This is a genomic window from Marichromatium sp. PS1, assembly GCF_041155115.1.
Lineage (GTDB): Bacteria > Pseudomonadota > Gammaproteobacteria > Chromatiales > Chromatiaceae > Marichromatium > Marichromatium gracile.
Genome location: NZ_BAAFHB010000002.1, coordinates 220,003 through 235,193, shown reverse-complemented (window position 1 = coordinate 235,193; position 15,191 = coordinate 220,003). Strand labels below are relative to the sequence as shown.

General features: G+C 70.4%; 15 protein-coding genes. 5 read left to right on the top strand and 10 right to left on the bottom strand.

Annotated elements, in window-relative coordinates; all coding sequences use genetic code 11:
* Positions 1-70: 70 nt before the first annotated feature.
* Positions 71-1,591: an RsmB/NOP family class I SAM-dependent RNA methyltransferase gene (locus tag ACAM26_RS02325; RefSeq protein ID WP_369613061.1), complete on the top strand. Its 1,521-nt coding sequence runs from the start codon at positions 71-73 to the stop codon at positions 1,589-1,591.
* Between the two features lie 88 nt (positions 1,592-1,679).
* Here the strand turns inward: ACAM26_RS02325 and ACAM26_RS02320 are convergent, their stop codons facing one another.
* The 10 genes from ACAM26_RS02320 to gshB form a co-directional block, all read right to left on the bottom strand.
* Positions 1,680-2,669 carry an IS110 family transposase gene (locus ACAM26_RS02320; RefSeq protein ID WP_369613000.1) on the bottom strand — a complete coding sequence of 330 codons (990 nt, stop codon included), beginning with the start codon at positions 2,667-2,669 and terminating at the stop codon, positions 1,680-1,682.
* 365 nt (positions 2,670-3,034) lie between these two features.
* Entirely contained in the window at positions 3,035-4,072 is a 1,038-nt protein-coding gene (locus ACAM26_RS02315) for a type IV pilus twitching motility protein PilT (protein WP_369613060.1), read from the bottom strand.
* Positions 4,073-4,158: 86 nt separating this feature from the next.
* Complete coding sequence (locus tag ACAM26_RS02310) at positions 4,159-5,457, bottom strand: dihydroorotase (protein ID WP_123141770.1); 1,299 nt, start codon at positions 5,455-5,457, stop codon at positions 4,159-4,161.
* Positions 5,447-6,448 carry an aspartate carbamoyltransferase catalytic subunit gene (locus ACAM26_RS02305; RefSeq protein ID WP_005223002.1) on the bottom strand — a complete coding sequence of 334 codons (1,002 nt, stop codon included), beginning with the start codon at positions 6,446-6,448 and terminating at the stop codon, positions 5,447-5,449. Before ACAM26_RS02305 ends, ACAM26_RS02310 begins: the two co-directional genes overlap by 11 nt.
* The gene (gene pyrR, locus ACAM26_RS02300) at positions 6,445-6,999 is read right to left on the bottom strand and encodes a bifunctional pyr operon transcriptional regulator/uracil phosphoribosyltransferase PyrR (RefSeq protein WP_123141769.1); all 555 of its coding nucleotides are present in this window, start codon (positions 6,997-6,999) and stop codon (positions 6,445-6,447) included. The genes ACAM26_RS02305 and pyrR overlap by 4 nt, the downstream gene beginning before the upstream one ends.
* A complete protein-coding gene (ruvX, locus tag ACAM26_RS02295) occupies positions 6,956-7,402 on the bottom strand; it encodes a Holliday junction resolvase RuvX (RefSeq protein ID WP_005222999.1) in 447 nt (148 codons plus the stop codon). Before ruvX ends, pyrR begins: the two co-directional genes overlap by 44 nt.
* 29 nt (positions 7,403-7,431) lie before the next feature.
* Positions 7,432-7,995 (bottom strand): YqgE/AlgH family protein, encoded by a 564-nt coding sequence (locus ACAM26_RS02290; RefSeq protein WP_123141767.1) that lies wholly within the window; start codon positions 7,993-7,995, stop codon positions 7,432-7,434.
* A gap of 148 nt (positions 7,996-8,143) precedes the next feature.
* The gene (locus ACAM26_RS02285; RefSeq protein ID WP_132228371.1) at positions 8,144-9,100 is read right to left on the bottom strand and encodes an energy transducer TonB; all 957 of its coding nucleotides are present in this window, start codon (positions 9,098-9,100) and stop codon (positions 8,144-8,146) included.
* Positions 9,097-10,179: an FAD:protein FMN transferase gene (locus ACAM26_RS02280; RefSeq protein WP_123143431.1), complete on the bottom strand. Its 1,083-nt coding sequence runs from the start codon at positions 10,177-10,179 to the stop codon at positions 9,097-9,099. Before ACAM26_RS02280 ends, ACAM26_RS02285 begins: the two co-directional genes overlap by 4 nt.
* Before the next feature lie 61 nt (positions 10,180-10,240).
* Positions 10,241-11,197 (bottom strand): glutathione synthase, encoded by a 957-nt coding sequence (gshB, locus tag ACAM26_RS02275; RefSeq protein ID WP_123141764.1) that lies wholly within the window; start codon positions 11,195-11,197, stop codon positions 10,241-10,243.
* A gap of 444 nt (positions 11,198-11,641) precedes the next feature.
* Here gshB and ACAM26_RS02270 point away from each other — a divergent pair, with 444 nt between their 5' ends.
* The 4 genes from ACAM26_RS02270 to ACAM26_RS02255 all read left to right on the top strand — a co-directional run bounded on the left by ACAM26_RS02270 (position 11,642) and on the right by ACAM26_RS02255 (position 15,182).
* Complete coding sequence (locus tag ACAM26_RS02270; RefSeq protein WP_062276543.1) at positions 11,642-12,067, top strand: PleD family two-component system response regulator; 426 nt, start codon at positions 11,642-11,644, stop codon at positions 12,065-12,067.
* Between the two features lie 8 nt (positions 12,068-12,075).
* A complete protein-coding gene (locus tag ACAM26_RS02265) occupies positions 12,076-12,504 on the top strand; it encodes a PleD family two-component system response regulator (RefSeq protein ID WP_223806174.1) in 429 nt (142 codons plus the stop codon).
* 4 nt (positions 12,505-12,508) lie between these two features.
* Positions 12,509-13,087 (top strand): chemotaxis protein CheW, encoded by a 579-nt coding sequence (locus ACAM26_RS02260; RefSeq protein WP_123141763.1) that lies wholly within the window; start codon positions 12,509-12,511, stop codon positions 13,085-13,087.
* Between the two features lie 82 nt (positions 13,088-13,169).
* A complete protein-coding gene (locus ACAM26_RS02255) occupies positions 13,170-15,182 on the top strand; it encodes a methyl-accepting chemotaxis protein (RefSeq protein WP_132228375.1) in 2,013 nt (670 codons plus the stop codon).
* Positions 15,183-15,191: the final 9 nt, after the last annotated feature.

The window sequence follows — 15,191 nt, the reverse complement described above, 5'->3', positions numbered from 1 at the left end:
GTCCCGTGTCGCCGCGCGGCCCCGTCCGTGCCGGGCGTGCGCGGGTTTCCTGTCACCGAGTACCCGATCCATGACCGACCGATCCCCCCGCGGCAGCGCTGCCGCGTCGTGTACCCCGGCGCAGATCGCCGCCTCCGCGCTGACCCGTTACCGTGACCTGATCGATGACTGGGACGCCTTCGTCGCCGCCCTCGGGCGTCCACTGGCGCCCTGCATCTGGGCCAACCCGACACGGATCTCGGTGGCCGGGCTGGCGGCGCTGCTCGCCGAGGAGGGGGTCGCGGCCGAGCCGCTGGCGGCGCTGCCCGGCGCGCTGCGTCTCGCCCCCGAGGCGCGCACCGGTCAGCACTGGTGGTATTGCGCGGGGCTCGCGCACGCCCAGGAGCTGGTCTCGCAGCTGCCGGCGCTGCTGCTCGATCTCGCCCCGGGACAGCGGGTGCTCGACATGTGCGCCGCCCCCGGTGGCAAGACCGCGCAGATCGCCTTCGCCCTCGGCAACCGTGGCACCCTGGTCGCCAACGACATCTCCAGCGATCGCATCAAGGCGCTGCAGGGCAATCTCGACCGGCTCGGGGTGATCAACGTCAGCACCACCTGCAAGGATGCCTCGAACTGGCCGCTGCGCGGTGGTCAGTTCGACCGCATCCTGCTCGACGCGCCCTGTTCGAGCGAGGGCACGCTCAGGCGTACCCCCTCGCTGCTCGGCAGGCTGGGGCCGGAGAACGCCGCGCGGCTCGCGCCCAAGCAGCGCTTGCTGCTGGAGAAGGCGGTGCGGCTGCTGCGCCCCGGCGGGCGACTGGTGTACTCGACCTGTACCTTCGCGCCGGAGGAGAACGAGCTGGTGCTCGACGCGGTACTCGCCGCCGCGGGCGAGGGGCTGCGGCTGTTACCGGCGGCGCTGCCAGGTATCCGCTGCGCGCCGGGGCTCACCGAGTGGCAGGGGCGCGCGCTCGACCCGCGGCTCGCCGGCTGCATGCGTATCTGGCCGCACCACAACGACAGCGGCGGTTTCTTCATCGCGGTGCTGGAGAAGCCCGCCGAGGTCGCGGCGAACCGTCAGGGCCATGTGCCGGTGACGCCGCCCGGCGATCCGGCCGAGATCGCCCCCTGGCTGGAGGGGGTGGCGTCGCGCTACGGCCTGCCCGAGGACATCTGGGCACGCTATCGGGTGCACCGCCAGACCAAGCGCGGTCTGCACCTGAGCGCCGCCGATCACTGCCCGCCGCGGGCGCCGCGTCCCGAGGCCAGCGGCCTGTTCTTCCATCGCACCAATGTACGCCCGCCCAAGCCGACCACCGCCGGGGCGCTGCTGCTCGGGCGCGAGGCGAGCGCGCACCGCATCGAACTCGACGCCGAGCAGCGCGATCGTTACCTGCGCCGCGAGACCTTCGCGCCACACCCCGAGCAGCTCGCCGCCGGCGCCTATGGCCAGGTGGTCGCGAGCTATCGCGGGCACGTGCTGGGGATGGCCGTGGTGCACCGCTCCGGGGTGGTCGAGAGCCTGTTCCCGAGCCGCTGGAGCGGCTGTACCGCGGCATCGGGCGGTCAGCCTTCAGCGGCCAGCCCTCAGCCGTCAGCCACCAGTAATTGAGGCTCGGCGGCTTGCCTTCAGCCGCCAGCGGGTGCGTTATCGTCGCATCATTTAGAGAGAATGAACCGCCAAGATACCGTCTTTCCCGTCAAGCCGCGGAAGCGTAATCGGGCTGGTAGGGGCGACGGTTCTTGAACACGCCGAAGCAGATGTGGGCGAGTTTCCGCATGGCGGCGCCGAGGGCGACCATCTTGGGCTTGCCGCGCGCCAGGAGGCGTTCGTAGAGGTCCTTGACGTGTGGGTTGTAGCGAATGGCGGTGACGGCGGCCATGTAGAGGGTGGCGCGGGCATGGGCAGGCCCGGCCTTGGAGAGTCTGGCGCGCCCCTGCACGGAGGTGCCCGACTGTCGCTCGACGGGCACGAGCCCGAGGTAGGCGGCGAACTGTTGGGCCGAGGTGAAGGGACGGCTTTGCAGCAGCGCCACGAAGCGCTGAGCGACCTTGAGGCCGACGGCGGGGATCGAGGTGAGGAGGTCGACGTCCTCGCGTAGCTGAGGATGGCCGTCGAGGTGGTCGTCGATCTGTTGCTGGAGCTTGGCGAGGGCTTCTTCGAGGAAGGCGATACTCTCGCGCACCGAGTCGCGCACCAGCGCCGGGGTGTGGGTCGCCTCGACCTTCTCCAGGCGGTTGCGCTCGCGGCGCAGGTCCTCGATGAGGGCGCGCTGACGGGCCAGCAGCGCCCGCAGGGCGCGCACCTCGGGCGAGGGCGGCGTCCAGGGCGCGGGCTTGAGGAGCGCGCCGAAGCGCGCCAGCACCTTGGCATCGACCGCGTCGGTCTTGGTGCGCACCGCCAGACCGCGAGCGAAGTCCCGGGCCTGGGCCGGGTTGACGATCGAGACCGTCAGGCCACGCCCGTGGAGCAGCTCGGCGGCCGTCTCGTGGTAAGGGCCGGTGGCCTCCAGCACCGCATGGACCGCCTCCGGCCTCGCCCCCTGACGCCCCAGCCAGTCGATCAGCGCCTCCACCCCCGTGGCGGTATTGGGCACCGTCTTGGTCTTGAGCTTGACCCGCTCCTGCTCGCTCAGCTCCAGCGCGGTGTGCAGCTTCGCCTTCGAGACATCGATTCCGAGAGACATCATCGTCGTCCACTCCTTGATCCTGGGCCAGTCCTCATACCCACTCGCCTTGTCCATGCAGGGTTCGCCCCTTGGATACCGTTCAGTGTCGAGACTGGCATGAGAAGAGAGATCGAGGGCTTGGTCTTAGCGACAAGGTCCAGGCCTTCAGGCGCAATCGAGCTGCCTCAATCTCGCGTGGTGGGAGCTAACCACCACGGGGTGGCAAGATACAAGACGCGAAGGGCGCGAAGGGATCGCAAGGATGAAGGGGGCGAGCGGTGTGCGCGCTTTTCGGCCTCTAGTTTCAGCCGCAGTCGCCTTTGAGCAGCTCGCTCCAAACCCTTAGCGACCTTGGTGTCTTCGCGGTTCAATAATCCCCCGGCCGCTTACATGAAGCTGTCCTTGTTCTGCGCCTTCAGGGTGGCGTCCTTGCGGCTGATCACGCCGCGCTGCACCAGTTCCTTGAGGTTCTGATCCAGGGTCTGCATGCCGTGGGCCTGGCCGGTCTGGATCGCCGAGTACATCTGCGCGACCTTGGCCTCGCGGATGAGGTTGCGGATCGCCGGGGTGCCGATCATGATCTCGTGCGCCGCCACCCGGCCGCCGCCGATCTTCTTGAGCAGGGTCTGGGCGATGACCGCGCGCAGCGACTCCGAGAGCATCGCGCGCACCATCTCCTTCTCGGCGGCGGGGAAGACGTCGATGATGCGGTCGATGGTCTTGGCCGCCGAGGTGGTGTGCAGGGTGCCGAACACCAGGTGACCGGTCTCGGCGGCGGTGAGTGCGAGACGGATGGTCTCGAGGTCGCGCAGCTCGCCGACCAGGATGATGTCCGGGTCCTGACGCAGCGCCGAGCGCAGCGCCTCGCTGAAGCCGAGGGTGTCGCGATGGACCTCGCGCTGGTTGACCAGACACTTCTTGCTGGCGTGGACGAACTCGATCGGGTCCTCGATGGTGAGGATGTGGGCGTAGTCGTTGTCGTTGAGGTGGTCGATCATCGCCGCCAGCGTGGTCGACTTACCCGACCCGGTGGGGCCGGTGACCAGCACCAGGCCGCGCGGCACGTTGACGATCTCCTTGAAGATCGCCGGGGCGTGGAGGTCCTCGAGGGTGAGGACCTTGGAAGGGATGGTGCGGAACACCGCGCCGGCACCGCGCTTCTGGTTGAAGGCGTTGACACGAAAGCGCGCCACCCCGGGGATCTCGAAGGAGAAGTCGGTCTCGAGGAACTCCTCGTAATCCTTGCGCTGCTTGTCGTTCATGATGTCGTAGACAAGCGAGTGCACGGCGCGATGGTCGAGCGCCGGGACGTTGATCCGACGCATGTCGCCGTCGACCCGGATCATCGGCGGCAGACCGGCCGAGAGGTGGAGGTCGGAGGCGTTGTTCTTGACGCTGAAGGCGAGGAGTTCGGCGATGTCCACGGCGGCGGTCTCCGTCCGGTTGTCGATGGTGCCCGGGTCCATCCGTGGCGCCGCCGAGCAGGGCGGCGCCACGGTGGGGCGCGGGCTCAGTCCTGCTCGACGCGCTCGAAGACGACGCGCCCGCCGAGCAGGGTCCAGCTCACGCGTCCGTGCATCTCGGTCCCGATGAAGGGGGTGTTGCCGGCGCGACCGAGCAGGGTCTCGGGCGTCAGCGTCCAGCGCGCCTCGGGGTCGAGCACGCAGACGTCGGCGATCTCGCCGATGCCGAGTCGGCCATAGGGCTGGTCGACGACCCCGGCCGGTCCCGTGGTGAGCCGGGCGATCATCTCGGGCAGCCCGATCACGCCCTCCTCGACCAGTCGCAGCGCGAGCGGCAGCAGGGTCTCGAGCGCGGCGATCCCGGGATCGGTCTCGGGGAAGGGGGCGAGCTTGGCGTCGGCGTCGTGGGGCTGGTGGTCGGAGCAGACCGCCTCGAGGTCGCCGTTGACCACGGCCGCACGCAGCGCTTCGCGATCGGCCAGGGTGCGCAGCGGCGGCAGCAGATGACAGTTGGCGTCGAGCCCGGCGAGGTCGTCCTCGGTGAGGAACAGCTGGTGGATGCTGACATCACCGCTGGCGCGCACGCCGCGGCGCCGCGCCTCGGACAGCAGGGCCACGGCACGCGCCGTCGACAGACCGCGGAAGTGGATGCGTGCGCCGGTCTGCTCGGCCAGCGCCAGACCGCGGGCGACGGCCAGGGTCTCGGCGGCCTCGGGGATGGCGGGCAGGCCGAGTCGGGCGCTGATGCGGCCCTCGTGGGCGCAGCCACCGGCACTCAACTCGGGGTCGAGCGGGTGGAGGAACACCGGCATGGCGAAGGAGGCGGCGTACTCGAGCGCGCGGCGCAGCACATGGGTGCTGCGGATCGGGCGCTCGGCCTCGCCGAGCGCCGGGCAGCCGGCGCGCTTGAGCGCGGCCATCTCGGCCAGGGTCTCGCCCTTGAGCCCGCGGGTCAGTGCGCCGATCGGCAGCACCCGGGCATAGCCGTTGCGGTTGGCCGTCTGCTGGATGAGCTGCGCCACCGCCGGGGTATCGATCACCGGCTGGGTGTCGGGCGGACAGCACAGGGTGGTGATCCCCGAGGCGGCGGCGGCGCGGGTCTCGCTGGCGATGGTCGCCTTGTGCTCGTGACCGGGCTCGCGCAGCCGCGCCGAGAGGTCGACCAGGCCGGGCAGCACCAGCCTGCCGCTGGCGTCGAGCGTGCGGTCGGGCTGGAAACCGGAGGGCGCGGCGCCGATGGCGGCGACCCGGCCCTCGGCGATGTGCAGGTCGGTCTGGCTGTCGATGCCGGAGGCCGGGTCGATCAGCCGACCGTTGCGAATGGTGATCTTGGGACTACTGGCCATCGGTGGCTCCGGCGCTCTGGGAATGCTGCAGGTTCTGGTTGCCGAGACACATCGACATCACCGCCATGCGCACGGCGATGCCGTTGCTGACCTGCTCGAGGATCACCGAGCGCTCGCCGTCGGCGACCTGGGAGTCCATCTCGACCCCGCGGTTGATCGGGCCGGGGTGCATCACGATCGCCTCGGGGTGGGCGACGGCGAGACGCTCCTCGGTCAGGCCGTAGAGCCGGAAGTACTCGTGCTCGCTCGGCAGCAGGGCGCTGCTCATGCGCTCGCGCTGCAGCCGCAGCATGATCACCACGTCGACGTCACGCAGTCCCTCGCGCAGGTCGTGGCACACCCGCACCCCGAGCGCCTCCTCGGCCTGGGCCGGGATCAGGGTGCGCGGACCGATCACCCGCACCTCGGGGACGCCAAGGGTGTGCAAGGCGATGATCTGCGAGCGCGCCACCCGCGAGTGCAGGATGTCGCCGATGATCGCCACCCGTAGCTGGCTGAAATCGGCCTTGTGGCGATGGATGGTGAGCATGTCGAGCATCGCCTGGGTGGGGTGGGCGTGACGCCCGTCACCGGCGTTGACCACGCTGACGTGTGGTGCGGCGTGATCGGCGATGAAGTGCGCCGCGCCGCTGGTGGCGTGACGCACCACGAACATGTCGACGTGCATCGCCTCGAGGTTGCGCAGGGTGTCGAGCAGGGTCTCGCCCTTGGCGGTCGCCGAGGTGGAGATGTTGAGGTTGAGCACGTCGGCCGAGAGCCGCTTGGCGGCCAGCTCGAAGGTGGTGCGGGTGCGCGTGCTGGTCTCGAAGAAGAGGTTGGCGATGACCTTGCCGCGACACAGCGGGACCTTCTTCACCGCCTGGTCGGAGACGCCGAGGAAGCCGCTGGCGCGGTCGATGATCTCGTGCAGCAGCGCAGCATCCAGTCCCTCGAGGGTGAGGAAGTGGCGGAGCTTGCCGTTGGCGTGGAGCTGAGGGGTCAGTGCGCTCATGCCTGCGCCCCCTGATCGTCGCTGTCCGGGGTGTGCCCGAGCAGCATCACCAGCGGCTCGGGACCGCTGAGCTTGATCTGGGTGTCGGGGTCGAGCTGGGCGCGCAGACCGACGACGTCGGCGGCGATCGGCAGCTCGCGCTCGGCCTCGCGCTCGGCGAGGGTGGCGAGGGTCACCGAGGCCGGACGACCGTAGTCGAACAGCACGTTGAGCGCGGCGCGGATGGTGCGCCCGCTCTGCAGCACGTCGTCGACCAGGATCAGGTGACGGTCGTCGACCCCCACCGGCAGGTAGGAGGGATGGACCTGGGGGTGCAGGCCGATGCGGGTGAAGTCGTCGCGATAGAAGGAGATGTCGAGATGACCGAGCGGGGCCTCGAGTCCGAGACGGGCGTGCAGCCGATCGGCGACCCACACGCCGCCGGTGTGGATGCCGATCATCAGCGCGTCGTCGATCGCGCGTCGCTTGAGCAGGTCGGCGAGATCGTCGGCCATGCGGGCGATGGCCTCATCGATCTGCGCGGCGTCCTTCCAGATGTTGGTGTTGCTCACAGAGCCAGGTTTCCAGGATGAGGGCCGCCGCGAATGCATCGACGGCGTCCGGCGTTGTCGATTTGGCTGTTGCGGGTCCTTCTGCGATCAGCCGTTGGGCCTCGAGCGAGGTCAGGCGCTCGTCGATCAGATGGACCTCGAGCCCGAAGCGGCCATTGAGCTGACGGGCGAAGCGGTGCACCCGTCCCGACCAGTCGACCTCGGTGTCGTCCATGTTGAAGGGCAGGCCGACCACCAGCGCCTCCGGCTGCCACTCGCGAATCAGCGACTCGATACGAGGCCAGTCGGGTTTTTCCTGGCGGTTGCGCAGGGTGGTCAGCGGGGTCGCCGAACGGGTCACCGTCTGACCGACGGCGATGCCGATCTTGCGCGTCCCGAAGTCGAAGCCGAGCAGGGTTGCCATGGGTGCTCCAGATCGCGCTCGCCGCGCGCTCAGGCGTGGCCGGCTTCGCCGCTGAGCAGGTTGAGATCGACCCCGAGCAGCTGCGCCGCGGCCAGCCAGCGCTCGCCGGTATCCATGTGGAAGATGATGTCGTCGCTCGCCGGGCCGTTGAGCCAGGCGTTGGCGCTCATCTCCTGTTCGAGCTGACCGGCGCCCCAGCCGGCGTAGCCGAGGGCCACCAGGCTGCGTTCCGGTCCGTCGCCGCGGGCGATCGCCTCGAGCACGTCGCGCGAGGTGGTGACGCTGATCTCCTCGGTGATGCCGAGGGTCGAGTCGTAGGTCGGCCCGGCGGCGTGCAACACGAAGCCGCGGTCGGTCTGCACCGGTCCGCCCTGATAGACCGGGCTCGCCTGCAGCTCGGCGTCGTCGGTGGGGATCTCGAGCTGCGCGAGCAGCTCGCCGAGGGTCACTTCCAGCGGGCGATTGATGACGATGCCCATCGCACCCTGCTCCGTGTGCTCGCAGACATAGGTCACGGTACGCGCAAAGTTGGGGTCCTGAAGACCCGGCATCGCGATCAGGAAGTGATTGGTCAGTGAGGAGCTGTAGGCCATGGCCCCTAGTATCCGGTGCGGCGCAACCCGAGGCAAGTGCGAGGATGCGCCGCTCGGCGCCGCCTTGACCGAAGGGGTGCGGTTGATGTGGTTGCGGATGGTCCGAGCCGTACCCCTTCGGTCTGGATGGATGGCACCGCTCACGCGATTACTGCTCCCAGCCGAGGGTGTCGCCGCGCATGAACTGCCAGTTGCGGACGATGTCGAGCACGTCGGTCTCGGCGGCGATGTCCGGCGGGAAGGGCGAGAAGGGCGCGGCCAGCTCGACGATGCGCACCGCCGCCTGGTCGAGCAGGTCGTAGCCCGACGAGCGGACCACCCGCACCTGGACGAGACTGCCGTCGGCGCGGATCGAGACGTGCAGCAGCAGACTGCCGTAGATGCGCTGTTCCTTGGCCGCCTGGGGGTAGTTGATGTTGCCGATGCGCTCGACCTTGCGCGTCCAGGCGGCGAGATAGCTGGCGTAGCGGATCTCGCGGGTGCTGGTGCTCACCGCGCGTCGGCGCAGCCCGTCGGGTTGCTCGAGTCCGGGTGCCGGTTGTGCGGCCAGTCGGGCGACGGTGCGATCGCGACTGGCGAGGATCTGCGCGGCGTCGATCGCTGGTGGCTGCGGCAGTGGTGGTGGCAGTGGCTGGGGCGCGGCGCCTGGGCGGTCGCTGCCTTCGAGGCTCAGTGCGGTGAGCGGGGCGGGTGCCGTCGGCGGGGGCGCGGGGGGCGAGGGGGCCTGCGCCGTCTCGGTGTCGGGTGGCGGCGGGACGGGCGCGAGCGCGCCCGGGGGCGGCGTCTCGCCATCGCCTTCCTGGCTGTGTGCGGCATCGCCGTGGATCGACTCGCCGCTGCGGTTGCGCAGCCCGCCGGGGGCCTCGGGCTGAGGCTGATCGGTGTTGCTCGGGCTCTGTACCAGCAGCACCTCGAGCGCCGAGTCCGGGATCGGGCGCTGCTGCGCTGGCATGGGACGCGCGGCGAGCGCGAGCAGTGCCGCCAGGTGCAGCAGGACGGCGGCGCCGAGCGCGAGCGCCAGGGTACGGTTGTCGCCCTTGGGCGAGGGCGGGGTCAGCAATTCTGCCGGCAGCGAGGCCGGTGACGGGGTCGGGCGATCGGTCATGGGGCGATGGTTGCAGCCTCGGTGGTGATCGGGTTGACGCGGTGGATGCGGGCGCCCGGGTCGATGCGCTCGAGCCGGCTCCACAGCGCCTGGGTGACATGGACCTCGCCGCTGCGATCGATCAGCAGCGCCTCGGTCACCCCCATCCGCTGTGCGACCTCGAGCCAGTGCTCTGGACCGGCGACGAAGAGCGCGCGGGCGGCCACGGTGGCGCTGGCCAGATCGGGCAGGAGCACGGTGACCGCACGAGTGGCGCGCGCCGGGCGACCGCTGCGCGGGTCGAGCACGTCATGATAGATCCTGCCCTGGTGGATGAAGTCGCGCTGGTGGTCGGCCACGGTGCCCAGCGCCTCGTCGCGGCGCAGCGCGACGATGGCGAGCACCCCGGAGCCACCGGCGCGCAGGATCGGCACCCGCCAGGGTTGGCCGCCACGGTCGCCGCTGGCGCGCCAGTCGCCGTCGCGCTGGATCAGGGCGTTGACGATGCCCAACTCGTGCAGCCGCGCGATCGCCAGGTCGACGGCCAGCGCCGGTGCCAGCCGACCGAAGTCGAGCCGGGTCCCGGGCGCGGCGGCGCGGATCTCGATGCCGTCGAGTTCGATCTGGTCGATGCGCGGTGCCGAGTTGAGCAGTGTCTCGAGCTGCCGCTGGGTCGGCGGCGCGGCGCGTGGCGGGACGCGATCGAATCCCCAGAGCGTGATCAGCCCGCCGAGGGCGGGATTGTAGAGCCCTTCGCTCTGTGCGGCGAGCCGCTGCCCGGTGCGCAGCAGCGGCAGTACCGAGGGTGGCGCGGTGACCGGTGCGCCGGTGGCCAGTCGGCGGTTGAGGTCGGCCAGGGCGCCCGGCGTCCACGGGTTCCAGGCTCGGGTGCGGAAGGCGAGATCCTCGGCGAGTTCCGCCCGGGCGCGTCTGGCCTGCTCGGGCGCGACCCCGACCAGGGTGAGGTCGAGCGATTCGCCGAAGGCCTGCAGCCTGGTGGTGTTCACCGGCGTGGCCTCGCGGCAGCCGCCGAGTGCGAGCAGCAGTAGTGCCAGCAGGGCGGGGCGGACGACGACCGACAGGGGGTGCGTGAACGACATGGGGCACTCCTCGGGGTTGCGGCGGTCTGGTGCGGCCGGCCCTGAGGGGCGCGATCCCGGATCAGTCCCGGGCGTCGAGTCGGGCCGCGATGCGATCCATCAAAGCGCCAGCGATATCGAGCCCGTGGGCGGCGTCGAGTTCGCGGATGCAGGTGGGGCTGGTGACATTGATCTCGGTGAGATGATCGCCGATCACGTCCAGCCCGGCGAACAGGATGCCGCGCGCGCGCAGCTCGGGGCCGACCTGGGCGGCGATCCAGCGTTCGCGCTCGCTCAGTGCCCGCGCCTCGGCGCTGGCCCCGGCGGCGAGATTGCCGCGGCTCTCGCCGGGCGCGGGGATGCGCGCCAGACAATAGGGTACCGGCTCGCCGTCGACCATCAGGATCCGCTTGTCGCCGTCGGCGATCTCGGGCAGATAGCGCTGTGCCATGCAGTAGCGACGGCCATGCAGGGTCAGGGTCTCGATGATGACACCGAGATTGGGGTCGTGAGCGCCGACCCGGAACACCGAGGCCCCGCCCATGCCGTCGAGCGGTTTGAGCACGATCTCGCCGTGGTGCCCGAGAAAGGCGCGGATGTCGGTGGCGCTGGCGGTCACCAGGGTCGGCGGGGTGCACTGCGGGAAGCGCGCGGTGAACAGCTTCTCGTTGGCGTCGCGCAGGCTGCGCGGGTCGTTGACCACCAGACAGCCGGCGGCCTGGGCGTGCTCGAGCAGATAGGTCGAGAACACGTACTCCATGTCGAACGGCGGGTCCTTGCGCATCAACAGGGCATCGAGCGCGCCGAGCGGACGGACCTCGGGCTCGCCGAGTGTGTACCAGTCGGCGGGGTCGTCGCGGACCTCCAGCGGGCGCATCCGCCCGAGCGCGCGATCGCCGTCGAGCGCGAGGTCGCCGAGCTCCATGTACCAGGGGCGCCAGCCACGCCGCTGCGCCGCCAGCAGCATGGCGAGGCTGCTGTCCTTCTTGGTGTTGATCGACCCGATCGGGTCCATCACGATGCCGATGTCGATGCTCATGGAGGGCAGTGTACTGCAGCCACCAGCCACCAGCCACCAGCGACCAGCCGCCAGCGACCAGTCGCCAGCCATCAGCGACCAGCTACCAGTCGCCAGCCGCTAGATACCAGTGATGGGCTGGTCGTTAGCGACCAGTCGCCAGCCACAGGTGCCAAGCTTCCTCGCTGGAGGCTGGAGGCTGGAGGCTGGAGGCTGGAGGCTGTGGACTCACATTCGTGCGCCGGCGGGCAAATGCCGCCTGGCGATGACGCGCGCAGCGCTGCTAGACTTGCTGCGTCGATAGTCGGCTGGGCCGTCATCGACGAGAGCCCTCCTGCGCGCCTCCCCGCGCCCGTGTTCCGGTGCCGCGAGTGCGATAGCGGCTCCCCGCCGTCGACGTCGACGGTCACCATGGGGCGCGTCCGGGTGTACGCTTCAATCGTGCCGACTCGAGAGGTCGTCAGCGTGACGGATCCTTCGGACCATGCCGATCTGACCGGCGCCAAGATCCTGGTGATCGATGACAGCAAGACCATCCGCCGGACCGCGGAGAACCTGCTGGCCAAGGCCGGTTGCGAGGTCATGGTCGCCGCCGACGGCTTCGAGGCCCTGGGCAAGATCGTCTCCTTCAGACCCGACCTGGTGTTCGTCGACATCATGATGCCGCGTCTCGACGGCTATCACACCTGCGCCCTGATCAAGGGCAACGCCGCGCTCCGCCATACCCCGGTGGTGATGCTCTCGAGCAAGGACGGGCTCTTCGATCGCGCCAAGGGCCGGCTGGTCGGGGCCCAACTCTATCTCTCCAAGCCGTTCACCGGAGAGGAACTATTGGCAGCGGTGCGCGACAACCTCGGTCGCGCCCCCGAACGGAGCCCGTCGGGCTCGTGAGCGCAGCCATGAGACCTTTCTTTCGCAAGACGGACGCGACCGCCGACGACACCACCCAGCCGCCGACCCCCGGCGCCAGGGTGCTGGTGGTCGACGACTCCCCGACCGAGACCCGGATCTTCGCCAAGGTCCTCACCCAGGCGGGCTACCGGGTCGAGACCGCGACCAACGGCGAGGAGGCGATCGCCGTCGCGCGTCGCTCGCACCCGGACCTCATCCTGATGGATGTCGTGATGCCGGTGCTCAACGGCTTCCAGGCCACGCGGATGTTGCAGCGCGATGCCGAGACCGCCGACATCCCGGTGATCATGGTGACCACCAAGGATCAGCAGACCGATCGTACCTGGGGGCTGCGTCAGGGCGCGGTCGATTACCTGATCAAACCGGTCGACGCCGCGACCCTGCTTGACCGGGTGCGCGTGGCGCTGGAGGGTTGAGGGGATGACCGAGACCGCTACCGCCGCGACCGAGCTGCATGCCCTGATCCGTCAGCTCGACGCCAGCTGTCGCGCCCAGCGCACCGCGCTCCCCCATGACGCGCCCCCGCCCGACAGTTGGGCGGCGGTGCTGTTTCGGGTGCGAGACCTGAAGTTCCTGACCCCCTTGGAACAGATCGCCGAGGTGCTCGAGGTCCCGGTCGAGATCACCCGCGTCCCCGGCACCCAGCCCTGGTTTCTCGGGGTCGCCAACAATCGCGGCACCCTGCTGCCGATCAGCGACCTGGCGGTGCTGACCCAGGGAGGGCAGCCCGGCGAGCGCCGTGTCCCGCCGGGGCGGCGTCGCGCCCGCGACCGGGTGCTGGTGGTGCGTCAGGTCGAGTCGCCCTGCGGGCTGGTGGTCTCGGAGACGCTCGGCATGCGTCATGTCCGTCACGACGCCCGGGTCGAGACCCTGCCCGATGGGCTGGGGTTGAGCGCGCGCTATATCGATACGGCCTATCGGGTCGACGACGAGGCGGTGGCGGTGCTGCGCCTGGAACGGCTGCTGGCCGATCCCCTGTTCAATGCCGCACTCGGCTGAGTGCCGATCGGCCGATCCATTCACGAGTGCCCGTCGCCGGAGTCGCGCGGGCGTGATCCACATCTCCGGGAGTCGGTAGCAGATGGCGAAACGAGAGACGCTCAACCCACGCAAGAGACGGCTGGGTGGGTCGCGACAGATCACCCTGGCGTTGGCGCTGCTGGCGCTGACCTTCGCGGTGCTGGCGCTGCTCGGCTATCTCCGGCTCGACCGGGTCGATGCCGCTCACCTGCGCCTCTCGACCCAGGCGAGCACTGCTGCGACCACGGTGGCCGGGCTGGCGGCCGACAGCGCCGCGCTGCTGCAGGGGGACGAGGCGGCGCAGCAGCGCCTGCGTCAGGCCCGCTCCAGGCTGCGCGAGGCGCTCGGCGGCGAGGCCGGGACGCTGCGCTCCGATCTCGTCGGGCTGGAGCAGCCGTGGCGCGCGGCGCGCGACGGCTGGACCGGGTTGCGTGTCGAACTCGAACGTCTGCTCGGCGCCGGTGAGGCGCCGCTGGCCGCGCAGCGCGCGGTACGCGAGGCGCGCGCGCTGGTGGTCCGCGCCGAGACCGCGCTCGCGCGCGCCGGGGAGCGTCTCGCGGCGAGCGAGGCCGCACCGGCGCAGGCGTTTCGCCTCGGCCGGCAGTCGGCGCGGCTGGCGCGGATCGATGCCCTGCTCGCCGCTCTGCCCGCCGGCGAGGAGCGGACCCGCCAGGTGGGCGAGGGCCTGACGCGCGAGGGCGAGGCGCTGGAGGCGGCGCTGGGCGCGCTGGCCGAGTCGACCTCGGCGCCGGCGCTGCGCGACGCGCTCGATGAGGCGCAGCGGGTCTCGGTCGCGCTCGGCGCTGCACTCGAGACCGCGTTCGAGCAGTCCGGGACGGCGAGCGTGGCCTTCGATGCCGAGATCGCGCTCGCCGCCGGCGCCGAGCGACTCGAGCGCGCGCTCGCCGAACTCGCCGCGGCCTATCGCGCCGCGCCCCTGCGTTTCCCGCTGGGCCCCCTGGAGGTCGGCGCCACCCTGGTGCTGGCGACCGCCGGCGCCGCCCTGCTCAGCCTGGCGCTGCTCGCGCTCTACTCGGTGCGCGAGGCGCATCGGCGCGAGGAACTCTCCACCGCCCAGAGCGAGCGTGACGAGCAGGCGATCCTGCGCCTGCTCGACGAGATGGGCAATCTCGCCAACGGTGATCTCACCGTCGAGGCCTCGGTCACCGAGGACAAGACCGGGGCGATCGCCGACGCCATCAACTATGCCGTCGACGCCTTGCGTGCCCTGGTCACCACCATCAACGAGACCGCCTCGCGGGTGAACCGCTCGGCGCAGGACAGTCGCACCATCTCGACGCGTCTGGCCGAGGCGAGCACCGCGCAGTCGCAGCAGATCCAGCAGGCCTCCACCGCGGTGCAGTCGCTCACCCAGCAGATCGACGAGGTGGCGCGCCATGCCGGCGAATCGGCTGAGGTCGCCTCGCGTTCGGTCGAGGTCGCCGGGCGCGGCGCGCAGACGGTGCGCGATACCATCCAGGGGATGGACGCCATTCGCGACCAGATCCAGGAGACGGCCAAGCGCATCAAGCGTCTCGGCGAGAGCTCGCAGGAGATCGGCGAGATCGTCGAGCTGATCGACGACATCGCCGACCAGACCAACATCCTCGCGCTCAACGCCGCGATGCAGGCGGCGATGGCCGGCGAGGCCGGTCGCGGTTTCGCGGTGGTCGCCGACGAGGTGCAGCGTCTGGCCGAGCGCTCGCGCAACGCCACCAAGCAGATCGAGGTGCTGGTGCGCACCATCCAGGCCGACACCAACGAGGCGGTCAGCTCGATGGAGGCGAGCACCTCCGGGGTGGTCGAGGGCGCCAACCTGGCCGAGAACGCGGGCGACGCGCTGCACGAGATCGAGAACGTCTCGGCCTACATCGCCGATCTCACCAAGCGCATCGCCGACTCGGCGCAGCGTCAGTCGCGCCAGTCCGCGGAGATCAACGACACCGTCCAGGCGATCCGCGCGCTCACCGAGGAGAACAACGACGGCACCCGGCGCGCCGCGGCCTCGGTCGAGCAGCTGGCCAACCTCGCCACCGAGCTGCAGCGCTCGGTGGCCGGATTCCGCCTGCCCTGAGGCGGCGGG

Excerpts from the sequence above, each read along its gene's own strand:
- ACAM26_RS02325 (WP_369613061.1), top strand. The coding sequence starts at position 71 with ATGACCGACCGATCCCCCCGCGGCAGCGCTGCCGCGTCGTGTACCCCG.
- ACAM26_RS02320 (WP_369613000.1), bottom strand. The coding sequence starts at position 2,669 with ATGATGTCTCTCGGAATCGATGTCTCGAAGGCGAAGCTGCACACCGCG.
- ACAM26_RS02310 (WP_123141770.1), bottom strand. The coding sequence starts at position 5,457 with ATGGCCAGTAGTCCCAAGATCACCATTCGCAACGGTCGGCTGATCGAC.
- ACAM26_RS02305 (WP_005223002.1), bottom strand. The coding sequence starts at position 6,448 with ATGAGCGCACTGACCCCTCAGCTCCACGCCAACGGCAAGCTCCGCCAC.
- ruvX (WP_005222999.1), bottom strand. The coding sequence starts at position 7,402 with ATGGCAACCCTGCTCGGCTTCGACTTCGGGACGCGCAAGATCGGCATC.
- ACAM26_RS02290 (WP_123141767.1), bottom strand. The coding sequence starts at position 7,995 with ATGGCCTACAGCTCCTCACTGACCAATCACTTCCTGATCGCGATGCCG.
- ACAM26_RS02285 (WP_132228371.1), bottom strand. The coding sequence starts at position 9,100 with ATGACCGATCGCCCGACCCCGTCACCGGCCTCGCTGCCGGCAGAATTG.
- ACAM26_RS02280 (WP_123143431.1), bottom strand. The coding sequence starts at position 10,179 with ATGTCGTTCACGCACCCCCTGTCGGTCGTCGTCCGCCCCGCCCTGCTG.
- gshB (WP_123141764.1), bottom strand. The coding sequence starts at position 11,197 with ATGAGCATCGACATCGGCATCGTGATGGACCCGATCGGGTCGATCAAC.
- ACAM26_RS02265 (WP_223806174.1), top strand. The coding sequence starts at position 12,076 with ATGAGACCTTTCTTTCGCAAGACGGACGCGACCGCCGACGACACCACC.
- ACAM26_RS02260 (WP_123141763.1), top strand. The coding sequence starts at position 12,509 with ATGACCGAGACCGCTACCGCCGCGACCGAGCTGCATGCCCTGATCCGT.
- ACAM26_RS02255 (WP_132228375.1), top strand. The coding sequence starts at position 13,170 with ATGGCGAAACGAGAGACGCTCAACCCACGCAAGAGACGGCTGGGTGGG.